This is a genomic window from Comamonas sp. SY3 (assembly GCF_041730275.1).
GTDB classification, from domain to species: domain Bacteria; phylum Pseudomonadota; class Gammaproteobacteria; order Burkholderiales; family Burkholderiaceae_C; genus Comamonas; species Comamonas sediminis.
Genome location: NZ_JBGTYN010000009.1, coordinates 21744 through 36533 on the forward strand (window position 1 = coordinate 21744; position 14790 = coordinate 36533).

Here is a 14790-nt window from a genome sequence, read left to right on the forward strand (position 1 = left end):
GCATGTCCGTGTCTTTCAAAAAAGGGGATGAGGGCGCAGCGCTGCTAGAGCTTGAGACGAATGGCCAGCGCATCGGCCACCTTGCGGGCGGTGATGAGCATATGAATGGTGAGAGGTGCCAGCAAACGCCAGCCGCCCGCGCGGCCGGTGCGCACGCGGTAGGCATCGGCCAGGCGCTGCCACTGCACAAAAAACTGCTCGGCAAAGCGCAGCATCAGCCCCAGTTGCAAGGCCAGGCGCTCCACCGGTACGCCCAGGCGGGCGAGCGGCGACAGCAGCCATTCGGCCACACCCAGCAGATCGCCAAAACGGGTGGTCGCCGTCAGCATCGCGCCCAGCATCGTCGTGCTGACCAGGCGCAGGCCGCTGGCCAGGCCCAGCCAGGGCTGTCCGGTCGCCGCATGCAGGCCGCCCACCAGCGCGGACGCCATAACGGCCACCACTACCAGCCGGCGCGTGGGGCGGGAGGCTGCGCCCAGGCTGGCGTACAACAAGACAATCGCCGCAAAGGCCAGCGCTTGCAGGCGCAAATCACTGAGCGCCAACAGGGCGATGCTGCTCAAGGCCAGCAGCAGGAGCTTGAGCCCGGCAGGCAGCCGGTGCATCCAGCTGGGGATGTCGCTGTAGAGCGTGCCCATCACTGCGCCCCTGGTCGGGTGTGGGCAGCGGCAGCTGTTGCTGCTGCTGCATCCAGGGGCTGGCCCATGCGTGCCTGCACGTCGGCCTCATAAGCCGCGCAAACATCGGCCCCCGGGCCATCGCCGCGCACTTGGCCATGGTCCAGCCACAGCACGCGCTCAAAGTGGCGCACATGGTCCAGCACATGGGTGGAGATGATGACCTGGGCGGGTGCAGCATCCAGCTCACGCGACAGGCGTGCCTGGCCAGGCAGATCCAGGCTGGCAAAAGGCTCGTCGAGCAGCATCACCTGCGGAGCCGCCATCAGCATGGCCAAAAAACAAACCTGCTGGCGCTGGCCCTGGCTCAGGCCACTGACGGCGCGCGGCGCCCAGTCTGCCAGGCCCCGCGCCGCCAAAAAATCCCGTGCCTGCACGATGGCTGCCTTGCGGGATACGCCCCGGTATTGCAGGCTCAGGCCCAGCTCCTCCTCCACGGTCGGGAAGATGATCTGGTCATCGGGGTTCTGGAACATCAGGCCGACAACGCCGGGCAGTTGCTCGCGCTGGCGTTGCACATCGCATCCTGCGACCTGCACGCTGCCCTGGTAGGCATGCTCCAGCCCGCACAGCAGCCGGAACAGGCTGGTCTTGCCAGCACCGTTGTCACCGATCAGCCCGATGCGCCGCTCGGTCACCTGCAGGTTGAGGCCCTGAAACACCGTCTGTGCACCGCGCTTGAGGTGCACATCGCTCAGGCGGATGTTTGCCACGGAAACGGTGTGGGCCAAGGAGGGTGTCATGTCAGCATTGCAAGGCAGGGCGCAAGCCGCTGCCGCTGGTTTCAAAAAATACACGTGCTCGCCTTCGCAAGGGGCGGTAGGGGTGGCAGGTTTGGTACCCCATCGCCTGTGCCGGTGGTGGCCGCGCGGCGGGTGGGCGGGTCTGCCTGTCACGGGTAGCAAAGCCCATACGGACGCGGCTTGCGGGCGTCCTGCAGAGCGGTGCCGTATTGTCGCACCAAGCGCAGGCCCGGTGCAGGGGGGCAGAGGGGCGCAGCCGGTGACCGCTGCCGTGGTTTGGGTCCGTGTTTTGCACGCCGTTGCCAGAAGTTGTGGCAAAGATGTTGGCAAGTTCGCCTAACCATGCGGCAACATGCTGGCTCTGGCGACCACCATGCATGCCGACAGGCAGACGCCCGATATCAAAAAAGATAGCGCCGGATGAGATGGACAAAGGGCTTGTGTAGATCTGCCTTCTGGAGCGCAGATCGACTCCCAAAAAGTGCCAAGCTGCTTGTGGGGTTATCAGCCCGTTTCCGAGGCGCCGTGTTCAAGAAATCGCTGTACAAGCACAGAACTTTTCTGACAGACACCGGGGAATCCCCATGGTGCAATAGAGACATTCCACAGTTCCCATCCCATGTCGGGGTGGCAGAGGCCTCTGTTCAGCAGTACCCGTCTCGGTGGAAAGGAGGTTCACCATGTTTCACCACCACAGCCATTGGTTAGATGCAGCCTCTTTTATTGCCTTGGTGCTGGCCGTATTGCTGGCATTCATGTTGACGATCTGGCCCGTCACCACGGCGGCGGCCGCAGACTCTCTGGCACATATGCTGCAAGGCATGATCCAAGTCTGGGACCGCCCCTGAATTCTTAAGCTCTCCGGTCGATGCCTGATGGCACCGGCCATTTCATGACGAGCCGCCTGTTTTCGCGACAGGCGGCTTTTTGCTGGATGCTTCTGAGACACTGGCTCTATATATGCGTTTGGAATGAGCTGATTTCGATAATTTCTGAGTGAAAGGTAGTAGGCAGGTTCATACTCGCTGCTTTGCTGCGGTTCCGATAAAGCGTTGAAACGTTTTGTCGGGTCAGCAGCTGTTTTCAGATTGCTCGGAGTTTCTGATGTCCGCTCGTTTTTCCTTCGCCGCTGGGCGCCGTGCCGTGATGGCTGGCGCTGCCCTTGCTCTGATCGCTGCTGTGTCTCTGCCTGCAATGGCACAGGATGCGGCCAAGAAGAGCCTGAAGATTGGCGCTACCGCTGGCTCCAACTACGACCTGCTGCAAAAAGGCATCCTGCCGCAGCTGGAGAAAAAGGGCTACCAGATCAAGCTCATCGAGTTCAACGACTATGTGCAGCCCAACCTGGCGCTGTCCGATGGCTCGCTGGACGCAAACTTCTTCCAGCACCGCGCCTACTTTGACCAGTTCACCACCGACCGCAAACTGGCGCTGACGGCCATCGTGCAAGGCCCGGTGGCACCGATGGGCGTGTACAGCAAAAAGCACAAGACCCTGGCCGATATCCAGAACGGCGCCAAGGTGGCCTTGCCCAATGACCCGAGCAACCTGGCGCGTGCACTGCTGGTGCTGCAGCAGGCAGGCCTGGTCAAGGTGAAAGAGGGTGTGAACCCGGCCCGCATCTCTGAGCTGGACCTGGCCGCGAACCCGCACAAGCTCAAGTTTTTGGCGCTGGATGCGGCCCAATTGCCGCGCGTGCTGGAAGACGCCGATTACGTGGTCGTCAACGGCAACTTTGCCGTCTCTTCGGGCCTGAAGCTGAGCGAAGCCGTGGTGCTGGAGAACACGCCCGACCAGTACCTGAACGTGGTCGCCGTCAAGACCGGCAACGAAAAGAGCGCTTGGGCCCAGGACCTGGCTGCCGCCTACCGCTCGCCTGAGTTCAAGGCCGTGGTGGACAGCCAGTTCCCCGGCTACGCCAAGCCTGCTTTCCTGAAGTAAAGCATTGCGCCCGTTGCGCCCGGCGCGCCGGGCGCAGTCAGTGCGTCCGCGCCTGCACCTCGGCTTCCAGATGCTGCAGCGCGCGCAGCTCCATCTGCTGCAGCTGCAGGCGCTGTGCCGCCGGCAGCTCGCCCAGCATCGATGCCGCCCCCAAATCGCTCAGCATCGCATCGCCGGTGGCTGGGTTCCACAAGATATTGTGGGCATACAGATCCCCATGCAACATGCCGTGGCCATGCAGATGCGCGACGGCGCTGCGCACTTGCGCCAGCAGGCGCTGCGCGGCAGCCGTGGAAAACCGGGCACCATCGGCATAGACATCACGTGTGCAGCTGGCCAGGCTGGGCGGGCCGGCCAGCGGCTGCAGGCCGGGCGGCAGCAATGGCAATACCATCGCCAGTTCTTGTGAGCAGGCATGCACATCCGCCTGCAAAACCGCCAGCGGTGTCAGCAAATGTGGGTGCTGTCCCGCTGCCAGACCCGCCGCCATTTCTGATTGGGGCGTGCCGTCGCTGGTCTGCCCCGCCTTGAACACTTTAAGCGCTACATCGGGCCCACCATCCACAGCGCTGGCGCGGTAGATGTGGCCGCTGGCGCCCTGGCCCAGCAGCTCCTGCCGCTGTAGATCGTCACCGCGCCAAGCCGCTGCCGCGTTGGCCTGCAGCACCTGCTGCTCACTGTGCAAGGTCATCGGGTTGCCGGCCATCGCCAGCCAGGCCAGCGCTGGCATGGCCAGCACTTCGGGCGGCAGTGCGGCAAAGCGGTTGCCGGCCAGGCGCAGCAGCTCCAGCCGGGGGCTGTGGGCCAGGCCGCTTGGCAGGCTCTGCAGCTGGTTGCAGGCCAACATCAGCTTTTGCAGGCGGGGGCGCTCGCCCAGGGTATCGGGCAACTCCGTGATCTGGTTGTCGGTCAGGATCAGCCAGCGCAACTGCGGCGGCAGGCTGTCGGCCGTCACCGTGCGGATCTGGCAGGCTTTGAAGCCCACCATCTCCAGCCGGGGCATGCGGCCCAGCACGCGCGGCAGTTCGGTGAACGGGTTGTTCGACGCAAACAGCACCCGCAACTGGCTAAAACGGGTCAGGTCATCGGGCAGGCTGGAGAGCTGGTTGCCGCTGAGGTCGAGCATTTCGAGGGTGTCTGCGAGCGCAAAAAGCTCGCGTGGAAACTCGCGCAGATCCGCAGCCAGCTTGATCTGGCGGGCGCCGCGCAGCGCACCGCTGTGCAGCTGCTCTTGAAGGGCTTGAAGGCTTTGCATGGCTGCACAGTGTAGGTGCTGGCAGCGCATGCCAACCCCAGATCTGGCTTGATTTGGGGGGTGCGGCAATTACTGGGTTCGCTCAATGCGGGTGATGGTCAGGCTGCCGCCTTCATCCTGCACATGAAAGCGCACCTTGTCGCCCGCGTTGAACTGCGCTATTTGCGTGGCGTCCTTTAACCCGAACACCATGGTCATCGGCGGCATGTCCAGGTTCTTGATCTCTGCATGGCGAATGGTCAGCTTGCTGCCACGCTTGTCCACGCGGGTGATCTCGCCTGCGCTCATCACCGCATCGGCGGCTGTGGCTGCCATGGGCGAGGATGCCGGTGCTGCGGCCGCAGCCGGTGCGGCCCCGCCATGGCTGGCGTGGTCGGCGTGGTTCTGGGCCAGTGCCGGGCTCAGCAGGCTGCAAGCCAGGGTCAACGCGGCCAGGGTGGTGGTGGTGTGGTTCATGTCATGCTCCAAATGTCAATGCAAAAAGATCTGCGCGCTCAGTCGCGGTAGGCGCTGAAAACGCGGGTGGTGACGTCGCTGCCAGCGCCAGTCCTGGTGACCAGCAGCACATCGAACGGGTCTTTGCGGCCGCCGTAGGCGGGACCGTCCATGCCGGGGCTGCCGATGGGCATGCCGGGCACCGCAATGCCCAGCGCCTTGGGCTTTTGCTGCAGCAGCTTGCGCACATCGGCAGGTGGTACATGGCCCTCCACCAAGTAACCGCCTACCAGCGCGGTATGGCAGGAGCCCAGCCGTGCAGGCAGGCCCAGCTGGGCGCGCACGGCGTTGTTGCCGCTGTCGTGGACCTTGGCGCTAAAGCCGGCTTGCTCCATCAGCGCGATCCAGTCCTTGCAACAGCCGCAGTTCGGGTCTTTCCAGACTTCGATGGGGGTGGGCGCTGGCTGGGCCGCCAGCGCGGCTTGGCCGGTGGCTGCGGCAGTGGCCAGACCGGCTGCCAGCATCTGCAGGGTGCGGCGGCGGTTATAGGCATGGGGGTTGCGCATGGTGGGCTCCTGGCTGTGGTTCATCGTCATTCCGTTACCGTGAAGGTGCCCGTCATCCCCGCCTGGTAGTGGCCGGGGATCAGGCAGGCAAAGTCAAAACTGCCGGCGCGGTTGAAGTGCCAGACCAGGTCCTCGCTTTTTTGCGGCGCCACATGGGCCATGTAGGGCTCGGCATGCTCCATGCCGGGGTACTTCAGCATCATTTGCGCGTGCTGCGCGAGCGAGGCCTTGGTGCCCAGCACCACTTCGTGCATCACCTGGCCCTTGTTGATGACGCGTAGGCGCAGGGTTTCGCCCTTTTTGACGCTGAAGTGCGCGGGCGAGAAGCGCATGTCATCACCCATGTTCAGGTCGATGCTGCGGCTGGCCTGCCTGGCATCGCCGGCAATGCCCCAGTCCATTTGCACTGGGGGTGCGGGGCGAGATGCTGCCTCTGTGGGTGCAGTGGCGTGGCTTTCATTGCCGTGTGCAAAGGCGTTGCTGGCGCTGGCCAGCAGGGTGCATGCCAGCAGGTGGGAAATAGTTTTCATAGGGTCACTCCGGGGTTCAGTGGTTGGCATGGCCGTTGGCAGGGGCCGGTTTGTGGACGCTGGGCGCACCGGGCGCCGTGCCGGGAAGGGTCTGGCGTGGCGCCTGCGCGTCCAGCGGCGCGCCTTGCCATTCATAGGCCACGGTGCCTGGAGGCTGCGCATACCAGCCAGGGTCGCGGTAGTCCTGCGCGGCCAGCCCTTTGCGCACCTTGAAGGTGGTGAACATGCCGCCCATCTCGATATTGCCGAACGGGCCCTTGCCGGTCATCATCGGGAAGGTGTTGTCGGGCAGCGGCATCTGCATGGCCCCCATATCGCCCATGCCGCGCTCGCCCATCAGCATGTAGTCGGGCACGATCTTCTGGATCTTGCCGACCAGGCCTTGGTGGTCCACGCCGATCATGGTTGGCACATCGTGGCCCATCGCACCCATGGTGTGGTGGCTCTTGTGGCAGTGAAAGGCCCAGTCGCCGGGCTCGTCGGCGATCAGCTCGATCTGGCGCATCTGGCCCACGGCCACATCGGTGGTCACCTCGGGCCAGCGCGCGCTGCGCGGCACCGGGCCGCCATCGGTGCCGGTCACCTCAAACTCATGGCCATGGATATGGATCGGGTGGTTGGTCATCGTGAGGTTGCCCACGCGGATGCGCACGCGCTCGCCCAGGCCGGCCACCAGTGGCGTGATGGCGGGAAAGGCGCGGCTGTTGAAGGTCCAGATGTTGAAGTCCGTCATCTCGGCCACGCGGGGTGTCATCGCGCCGGGCTCCACCGCATAGGCGCTGAGCAGGAAGGCGTAGTCGCGCGCCACATCGGCAATCTGCGGGTGGCGGCCCTTGGGGTGGGTGATCCACAGGCCCATCATGCCCATGGCCATCTGCACCATCTCGTCCGAATGCGGGTGGTACATGAAGGTGCCGGGGCGGCGCGCATCGAACTCATAGACAAAGGTCTTGCCAGGCGGGATGTGGGGCTGGTTGAGCCCGCCCACGCCGTCCATGCCATTGGGCAGGCGCTGGCCATGCCAGTGCACGGTCGTGGCTTCGGGCAGGCGGTTGGTGACGAAGATGCGCACCCGGTCACCTTCCACCACCTCGATCGTGGGGCCGGGTGACTGGCCGTTGTAGCCCCACATGTTGACAAAAAAGCCCGGTGCCACCTCGCGCACCACGGCCTCGGCCACCAGGTGGAACTCCTTGACACCAGCGTTCATGCGCCAGGGCAGGGTCCAGCCGTTGAGGGTGACCACCGGCTGATAAGGCCGGCCATTGGGCGGCGCCAGCGGCGCGGCGGTATCGGCGCTGGTCTGGATGACGGGCTCGGGCAGGGCAGCCATGGCTACCGGGCTGACGGCGGCAGCCGCCACGGCCGAGGCGGCGCCGGAGAAGAATTGACGGCGTTGCATATCAGTGGCCTTGGGGTTCGGTTGCGGGAGCGGCAGGTGCTGCAGTGTTGCGGGCAGCGCGCACATTGGCGCCTGCCGCTTGCGGCGATGTACCGCTGAGCGCCAGTTGCAGATCGGTCTCGGCGAGCCAGAAGTCGCGCTGCGCCTCGTTCGCCGTCAGTACCGCCTGCGTGGTGCTGCGGGCCTGGGCCAGCAGCTGCCAGACGCTGACAAACATGCCGTTGTAGCGGTAGATGGTTTCTTCCTGCACCAGCTGGGCCAGGGGCAGCACTTCGGTCTGCTGCTGGTGGGCCAGATCCCATGCAGTACGGTAGGCGCGCCAGCTGCTGCGGGCCTCGCTGCGCGCCCGTATGGCGCTTTCACGCAGCTGCGCCGCATTGGCCTGCACCTGATGGCGCGCCATGCTGCTGGCGGCAGACCCCCAGTCGAACAGCGGCAACGGCACATCCAGCTCCCAGCCCCGCGTGCGGTCCTGGTGGCCGCTGTCCCGCTCGGTGCTGGTAGTGCGGCTGTAGGTGGCGCCAATATCGCCAAACACCGCGCCGAGGGTGGCCCAACCCTGGCGGTCGGTGCTGACCTCCAGGTTGCGGCGCAGCGCGCCCAGGTCCAGGCGCTCGCGCAGCGCCCTGGCCTCGGCATCGTCACCGCTGCGCAGCTCGCTGGCCGCTTTGGGCAATGGTGGCAGCGCCTGGGGCAGCACAAAATCCAGCTGCGGGCCCCACAGGCCCATGCGCTGGGCCAGTTGCTCACGCGCCTGTTGCGCGGCCAGCGCGGCCCGCGCCAGTTGCGCAGCGGCTTGCTGCTGCTGGGACAGCTCGCGTGCCTGGTCCAGTTTGCTGAAATTGCCCACCGCCGCCATGCGCCGGGCCAGCTCGCCGCCCAGTGCGGCTGCCTCGTGCATGCGGGTATGGGCAGCCAGAGCCTGCTCGGCGGCCACGGCGTTGAGCCAGGCGCGGCGCGTGTCGGCCGCAAGCAGCAAGGTTTGCTGCGCCGCTTCCAACGTGGCCTGCTCCATCTGCCAGCCTTGCCAGCGGCTGCGCCAGGGCAGGGTCAGCAGATCGACCAGGCCAAAGCCCAGCTTGCGCTCAAGCTCCCGCTCATGGCCATTGCGAAACCAGCCCAAGGTCAGACTGGGGTTGGGCAGGGTGATGGCCTGCACGCGCTGGGCATCGGCAATGCCCAGTTGCGCCAGCTGTGCCTGCAGACCGGGATTGTTCAGCAGCGCGATGCGCACGGCGTTGTCCGCATCGACCGGTTGCTGCAGCCAGGCGTCGATCTGCATCTGCGCCGATTGCTGGCCCTGTGCATCGGAGGCGGGCAGTTGGGCCTGGTCGGGCAGGCGCCCTTGCAGCCGCTGGGCAACATCGCTGCGCAGCCCATCGGGCGAGACGCTGGCACAGCCGGCGAGCAGCAGCGCGGCGGCGAGGGTGGAAAGGCGAAGGCTCAGGCGCTTCATCGCGGGCCTCCTTCGCCGTGCTGGCCATGGGCGCTGTGTTCGCCATGCGCGCCATGGCCGGGCAGTGCCGTTGAGCCGGCCGGTGCGGCTTGGGCGGCGCCCGGGGTGGCCTGGGATTTTTCCCAGGCGACAACATCGGCATGGCCGCGTGCAAACGCGCCCACGGCTGCATTGGCCTGGCGCCAATCACTGGGCGCATTGACGATGCTGCCGCCGCTGGCGAGCGGCCGGTGCTGGAGCGCCGATGTGGGCGCGTTGGGGTCGGCGGGGGCCGGAGCCACCGTTTGGGCAGATAGCCAGCTGGTGACAGCCAGCCCGCCCGCGCCGGCAAGCCAGCGCAAGACATGCGCAGTGCGCATAGGGTTCTCCTGAAAGCGTGGTCAAAGCAGACGCCTGCACGGCAGCTGCCATGCGGACGCACCTCGGGTGTCAGCGATCAGGAAATGGGTGGTTTGGAGACTTGGGCGAGCAGCGCGCTGGCAAAGGGCGCGCTGCCGCTGGCGCGGGCCAGCAAAGAGGCGGGAAGGGCAGCAAAGCCCGCTTCGTTGAACAGGTCCACCGCCGAGTGGCAGATGCCACAGGCCGAGCAGCTGGCGCCGTGTTGGGCCGGGTCATGCTCGCTGTGTTGGCCATGGCTGTTGTGGTCACCATGGCCCGTGGCATCGATCCCGGTAACGCAGTGGCTGGGGGTTTGGAGGGCATCTGCTGTGCCATGCTCGGCATGGTCCAGCATGCAGCTGGCGTGGTGTTCGGCCAGCGCCACAGGCATGACCGGTGCGACGATGCCCATGGCCATGGCGTCGCCCATGAGGCCGCGCAAGGCCAGCATCAGCATCAGCACCAGGGACAAACAGGCACGCATGGTGGGGTCAGACAGCGCAGGGTTCGGAAAGTTCCGCAGCGGCTGAGTGTAGCGCAAGCTGCATGCCAGCGGTGGCAGCGGCGCTGACAAAGCGTGGCCGGACGGCGGTGCCACTGCTCGCCCGCTCCGGCGGGCAGCCCTCAGGCCCGTGCGCGCAAGGCCTCGTCGAGCGCCGAGGTCAGCAGATCGGCATGCTCGGTCTCAAAGGGCAGTGGCGGGCGGATCTTGAGGGTATCGCCCAGCGGGCCGCTGGTGCTGATCAGCACGCCCGCCTGGCGCAGGTGGTTGACGACGGCGCTGGCCAGGCTGCCGCTTTGCAGCTGCACGCCCCAGTACAGGCCTTCGCCACGTATCTGCGTAATGCTGGCGTGCTGCGCCGCCAGCGACTGCAGTGCCTGCTGCAGATGGCCGCCCACGCGGCGCACATGGGCGGGGGCATCCATGCGCTCCAGCTCGTCAAGCACGGCCATCGCTACTGCGGCCGATACCGTGTTGCCGCCAAAGGTGTTGAAGTAGCGGCAGCGCTTGCCAAATACCTCCATCAGCGGTGTCTTCAATACCAGCGCGGCGATCGGGTGGCCATTGCCCATCGGTTTGCCCATGGTCACCATATCGGGCACCACCGATTCGCGGCCAAAGGCCCACCAGCGGCCTGTGCGGGCAAAGCCGCCTTGCACCTCATCGGCAATGAAAAGACCGCCGCGCTTGCGCACCGCCTGGGCAGCGGCTTGCAGGATGGGCGCGGCATCGATATGCACGCCATCGCTGGCAAACACGGTGTCGAGCAGCAAGGCGCTGACCGGCGTGCCCCGCGCCTGCAGCGCGTCGGCGGCAGCATCCACGCGCTGGGCAAAGGCAGCGGCAGCGGCCTGCGCATCCATGCCCTGGAAGGCGGGCGGGTCGATGACTTCCACATGCGCTGCCGGCGGGCACAGCGACGGCGAGCACTGCGCCAGCGCCATGGTCACGCCGTGGTAGGCATGGCGGGTGATGACCAGGCCCTGGCGGCCGGTATATTCCTGCGCCACGCGCAAGGCCAGGTCATTGGCTTCGCTGCCGGTGCAGGTGAAGACGCTGGTGTCCAGCTCGGCCGGAAACAGCGCCCGCAGGCGCTCGGCCAGCTGCACCACGTTGTCATGCAGGTAGCGGGTATGCGTGTTGAGCAGCTGGCTTTGGGCGATGAGCGCCGCGTTGACCGCTGCGTTGGCATGGCCGACCACTGGCACGTTGTTGTAGGCATCCAGGTAGCGGCGGCCCCCAGCATCGAACAGCCAGACGCCTTCGCCGCGCACCGGGTGCAGGGGCTCGTCGTAGAACAGGCGGTAAGAGGGGCCGAGCGCGCTTTGGCGGCGCGCCAGCAGGCGCTGGTCGTCTGCGGAAAGGGTTGGCATGGCGTGGTGCTCCAAAAGTCGGGTCAGGCAGTGGCCGGGGTGGTTGCGCTGCTGGCTGCGCGCTCAGCGGCAGGGGCGGCATGGCGCTGCAGCCAGTCGCCAATCATGTGGCTGAACAAGGCCGTGGCGGTGGCCTGGCTGCGCAGGATATAGACGCGGTTGTCCGGGTAAAGGCGGGCGCGCCAGGCGGTGATCACCATGCGCTGTGTGAGCCGGGCCAGGATCAGATCGGGCAGCAGCGCTTGCTCGGCAGCCGTCAGCGGCAGCAGGCTTTCATAACCGGTCCGCATCGCCGCCAGCGCAGCTTCGGGCCTGTCCGTCAGCGGCATTTGGTACGAGGCGGCAATGGCCAGATCGGCCACGCGCGGGGCCAGCAGCATGTCGCCAAAATCCAGCACGCCGGCAATGCCCAGGCCATCGTCGCTGCTCAGCAGGTTGCTGGGGGAGAGATCGTTGTGGATGGTCTGCACCGGCAGCGCAGGTCCCTGCTGCGCCATCCGCTGCTCAAAGGCCGTCCAGAACGCGGCAATCTGCGCGCGCAGCTGTGCATCGTCCACTACCTCCAGCCAGGGGCGCAGCAGCGGCGCGCGGCGTGCATCCCATAAAAAAGGGCGCTCGGTAGCAGGGTGGGCAAAGTCTGCCATGGCTCCATGCAACTGGGCAATCGCCCTGCCGCAGGCCTGCCAGGCGCTGGTATGGCGCCGCAGATCGCTGCCCGCCTTGCCATCGAGAAAGCTGTAGCAGCGCACCCGCAACAGTTCACCGGTGGGGCTGCACCAGTCCAGCCAATCGGTGCTGGCGATGCTGCTGGCAGTGGCAGTGCGTCGCAGCGGATAGTGCAAGGGCACCGGCACGGCGCAGCGGCCTGCCAGGTGCTTGAGCACTGCGATCTGCATCTCCGTCTCCGCCAGTGATTCGGCCGTGCTGATGAATTTGAGGGTGACGGCGCTGCCATTGTCCGAGCGGATCACAAAGTTGCGGTCCCGCTCACCGGACAGGGCTTGTGCTTTGCCTTGAATGCCATAGGCCTCATGGGCCAGGGCCGTCGCCTGTTCTGCGCTGACTTGGGGCACCGCCGTCAGGAAGGCTTGGCTGGCTTGTGCCAATGCATCGGGTTCATCAGGCGGGACGGAATTAGTAGCTGGCGGGGGGCGTTTCATGGCGGCGGCAGGTGGTGCGAGGCGGGAGGCTTTGGCAAAGAGGGTGCGGATGGCTTGCGGCCGGGTCAAAGCGGCAAGGTTCTAATTTGATGTTTGATGCATCATAAATGGGATGGGTTGATTGGAACAGCAACCATGAAGGTAGGCATCCGGGTAAACCTGAGTGCGCGCATTTTTGCTTATGATGCATCTTGCAGTGTGGGTCGGCGCAAGGTGTGCATCGTTTTTGCCGACTGCAGTGCCTACAAGAACACCAGCGGGAGCAATGGCAGATGGCAGAGCGATTTGAGAGTGTCAACACCGAGAGCAAGGGCGAGCAGATCTACGCCCAGCTGGCGCAGGCGCTGGTCAAAGGGCAGCTGCTGCCGGGCGAACGCCTGAAGATACGCGAGCTGGCCGCGCAAATGGGCACCAGCGTGACGCCGGTGCGCGATGCCATCCTGCGGCTGGTGCAGCATGGGGTATTGGTGATGCTCAGCCCCCGCGACATACGGGTGCGGCGCCTGACCTTGGACGAGTACCTGGAGATCCGCAATATCCGCGTCGAGCTCGAAGGCATGGCCGCCAGCCAGGCGGCCCTGCGTGCCACCGCCGACGAAGTGCAGCGCCTGGCCGAGCAGGTGCAGCACAACGAAGAGGCCGTGCGGCGCGGCGACATCGCCCAGGCCATTGCGCTGAACCAGGATTTTCACTTTACGCTGTGCCAGCTGGCGCGCATGCCGTTGCTGTCCGAAATCCTCTACGGGCTGTGGCTCAAGATGGGGCCGCTGATAGCACAGAGCTACAGCGAAGGCGGCCGCAGCATGATCGACCACCATTACCCTGTCGTCGAGGCCCTGCGCCGCAACGATCCGCATGCTGCGCGGGTGGCGATTCAGACGGATTTGCTGTCTGGTGGGCAGTCGATTTACGAGCGGTTTGGGCAGGCGGAGGCGGGCAGGTAAGCCCTGCGGGCCATAACACCCAACCGTTGAGCTGGCTTACTGCGCGGGCAGCAGCGGCGCCGCAAACGCCCGCGCCACCTCGCGGTTGCGCGCCGCCAGCTCGCGCATCGCCTCTGAGATAGGCGCCGCCAGCTGGGCATGGCTGGCAGCCTGCCAAAACGCATCGGCGGCGCGGGCCGCCAGGCTCCAGACCTGGGGCACGGCGCCGATGGTGCTGACCTGGGGCTCGATCGGCACCAGCGCCGGATCCAGTCCTCCGCCAATGGGCGCGTAGCGCATCGGCAGAATGTCATAGGCCGGTGCGATGCCCAGGTATTCACCATCGTCGCCGATCAGCAGCGAGATGTTTTCAAAATGGCGGTCGGTATTGCCGATCAACTCGCTGAACGCAGCCATCACGGCCACACGCTGGGCGTGCTGTGCGCTGAAGTAGTCCGCGTGCACGCAGCGTGCAGCGAACTCCGGCCACGTATCGCGCGCACCAAAGAACTCGTCATCCACGGCGCCTGCCGAAAGCATGCCCAAGCGTCCTTGTTGGCCCACGCGGTCAAAGCGCTGCACCTCCAGAAAGACATATTCGTCTGCCATGAGAATCTGGGTCTTGGCGGCGGGCACCCCGACATCGGCCAGTGCCGACAGTGCCAAATGCTCCAGTGGCAGCAGCTCGGCCATGCGGCTGCCCAGCCGTGCGAATTTGACGATGACCGAGCCCGAATCCTCGGCCACCCAGAGGAACTTGGGCTGCTCGCCGCCGGCGCTCGACCCATAGGATTCATGCTTGAGTTGCTGTGCGAGCCTCACATAGATGCCGAGCTTGTCCTGCGGCTGCTGGCGTGGCTGGCGCAGCAGATCCAGCTCGCGTTGCAGAGGCTGGTCGCCAAAGATCAGGTTGCCCGGCAGGTTCAGCCCCTGGGTAAACAAAAAGGCGATGCGGTGGTCGTCACTCCAGTCGTTGAGGCTGGCCGGAAAAGGCTGGTTGCGCGCAGCGGTCTGGGCCAGTTGGCGGCCCAGAAAACCCGAGGGAGCCGCGAACAGCATATAGGGCGGCAGGCCCTCGTAGAGGCGAATGGCGCCTGCCTCCTGGCGCTCCAGGGTCCCTCCGCCGGCGAGAAATTCCAGATCTGCATACGGAACGATGTGGCCGGTCGACAGAAAGCGATAGACACGCTGGCGCGGGTTGAGCCCCAGCGGCAGCTTGCGCAACCACGCGTATTGGGGTGTGCGCTGCCCCAGTTCCCGAAACATGCTGACCGCAGCGGATAGTTCGCGAATAGTTCGAGACAGTGTCGGCTGGCTGATGCCCAGCGACTCCAGCAACTGCTGGCCCGAGCGCGGTCCACCGGCCAGTGCGCGTTGAATGGCCTGGTGAAGATCGGTCATCGGAGATCGGAGGGGGGCAGACATGAGATGCGTGCTGAATAGATCAAG

The 14790-nt window shown here is 65.6% G+C and carries 16 protein-coding genes; 3 read left to right on the plus strand and 13 right to left on the minus strand.

All coding sequences use genetic code 11. The features are described from left to right. Window positions 1-44: 44 nt before the first annotated feature. Together ACCQ08_RS13340 and ACCQ08_RS13345 are read right to left on the minus strand one after the other, a co-directional pair. The gene (locus ACCQ08_RS13340; protein WP_239812374.1) at window positions 45-638 is read right to left on the minus strand and encodes an energy-coupling factor transporter transmembrane component T; all 594 of its coding nucleotides are present in this window, start codon (window positions 636-638) and stop codon (window positions 45-47) included. Further along, window positions 638-1420 carry an energy-coupling factor ABC transporter ATP-binding protein gene (locus tag ACCQ08_RS13345; RefSeq protein ID WP_373450056.1) on the minus strand — a complete coding sequence of 261 codons (783 nt, stop codon included), beginning with the start codon at window positions 1418-1420 and terminating at the stop codon, window positions 638-640. The genes ACCQ08_RS13340 and ACCQ08_RS13345 overlap by 1 nt, the downstream gene beginning before the upstream one ends. A 680-nt stretch (window positions 1421-2100) precedes the next feature. Between ACCQ08_RS13345 and ACCQ08_RS13350 the strand changes: the two genes are divergently transcribed. Continuing rightward, the gene (locus ACCQ08_RS13350; RefSeq protein ID WP_239812372.1) at window positions 2101-2268 is read left to right on the plus strand and encodes a hypothetical protein; all 168 of its coding nucleotides are present in this window, start codon (window positions 2101-2103) and stop codon (window positions 2266-2268) included. A gap of 256 nt (window positions 2269-2524) precedes the next feature. Beyond that, window positions 2525-3361 carry a MetQ/NlpA family ABC transporter substrate-binding protein gene (locus ACCQ08_RS13355; RefSeq protein ID WP_312530175.1) on the plus strand — a complete coding sequence of 279 codons (837 nt, stop codon included), beginning with the start codon at window positions 2525-2527 and terminating at the stop codon, window positions 3359-3361. Between the two features lie 37 nt (window positions 3362-3398). Here ACCQ08_RS13355 and ACCQ08_RS13360 read toward each other — a convergent pair whose 3' ends face one another. From ACCQ08_RS13360 to ACCQ08_RS13405, 10 genes are all read right to left on the minus strand, one after another. After that, window positions 3399-4616, minus strand: a complete 1218-nt coding sequence (locus ACCQ08_RS13360) for a leucine-rich repeat-containing protein kinase family protein (protein ID WP_373450057.1) — start codon at window positions 4614-4616, stop codon at window positions 3399-3401. 69 nt (window positions 4617-4685) lie between these two features. Further along, the gene (locus tag ACCQ08_RS13365) at window positions 4686-5072 is read right to left on the minus strand and encodes a copper-binding protein (RefSeq protein WP_373450058.1); all 387 of its coding nucleotides are present in this window, start codon (window positions 5070-5072) and stop codon (window positions 4686-4688) included. A gap of 38 nt (window positions 5073-5110) precedes the next feature. Beyond that, window positions 5111-5641: a DUF411 domain-containing protein gene (locus tag ACCQ08_RS13370; RefSeq protein WP_239812368.1), complete on the minus strand. Its 531-nt coding sequence runs from the start codon at window positions 5639-5641 to the stop codon at window positions 5111-5113. Window positions 5642-5643: 2 nt separating this feature from the next. Continuing rightward, window positions 5644-6147 (minus strand): plastocyanin/azurin family copper-binding protein, encoded by a 504-nt coding sequence (locus tag ACCQ08_RS13375; protein ID WP_373450059.1) that lies wholly within the window; start codon window positions 6145-6147, stop codon window positions 5644-5646. Between the two features lie 16 nt (window positions 6148-6163). After that, window positions 6164-7549: a multicopper oxidase family protein gene (locus ACCQ08_RS13380; protein ID WP_373450060.1), complete on the minus strand. Its 1386-nt coding sequence runs from the start codon at window positions 7547-7549 to the stop codon at window positions 6164-6166. A gap of 1 nt (window position 7550) precedes the next feature. After that, window positions 7551-9005, minus strand: a complete 1455-nt coding sequence (locus ACCQ08_RS13385) for a TolC family protein (RefSeq protein WP_373450061.1) — start codon at window positions 9003-9005, stop codon at window positions 7551-7553. Next, complete coding sequence (locus ACCQ08_RS13390; RefSeq protein WP_373450062.1) at window positions 9002-9364, minus strand: hypothetical protein; 363 nt, start codon at window positions 9362-9364, stop codon at window positions 9002-9004. Before ACCQ08_RS13390 ends, ACCQ08_RS13385 begins: the two co-directional genes overlap by 4 nt. A 77-nt stretch (window positions 9365-9441) precedes the next feature. Beyond that, window positions 9442-9867: a hypothetical protein gene (locus ACCQ08_RS13395; RefSeq protein WP_373450063.1), complete on the minus strand. Its 426-nt coding sequence runs from the start codon at window positions 9865-9867 to the stop codon at window positions 9442-9444. A gap of 140 nt (window positions 9868-10007) precedes the next feature. Further along, a complete protein-coding gene (locus ACCQ08_RS13400) occupies window positions 10008-11258 on the minus strand; it encodes an aspartate aminotransferase family protein (protein ID WP_373450064.1) in 1251 nt (416 codons plus the stop codon). A 23-nt stretch (window positions 11259-11281) separates the two neighbouring features. Then, a complete protein-coding gene (locus ACCQ08_RS13405; RefSeq protein WP_373450065.1) occupies window positions 11282-12418 on the minus strand; it encodes a phosphotransferase in 1137 nt (378 codons plus the stop codon). Window positions 12419-12690: 272 nt separating this feature from the next. Between ACCQ08_RS13405 and ACCQ08_RS13410 the strand changes: the two genes are divergently transcribed. Continuing rightward, complete coding sequence (locus ACCQ08_RS13410) at window positions 12691-13362, plus strand: GntR family transcriptional regulator (protein ID WP_239812360.1); 672 nt, start codon at window positions 12691-12693, stop codon at window positions 13360-13362. Window positions 13363-13398: 36 nt separating this feature from the next. On the opposite strand, the gene ACCQ08_RS13415 is transcribed toward ACCQ08_RS13410, so the two are convergent. Further along, the gene (locus ACCQ08_RS13415; RefSeq protein ID WP_373450066.1) at window positions 13399-14766 is read right to left on the minus strand and encodes a HipA domain-containing protein; all 1368 of its coding nucleotides are present in this window, start codon (window positions 14764-14766) and stop codon (window positions 13399-13401) included. Between the last annotated feature and the right edge of the window lie 24 nt (window positions 14767-14790).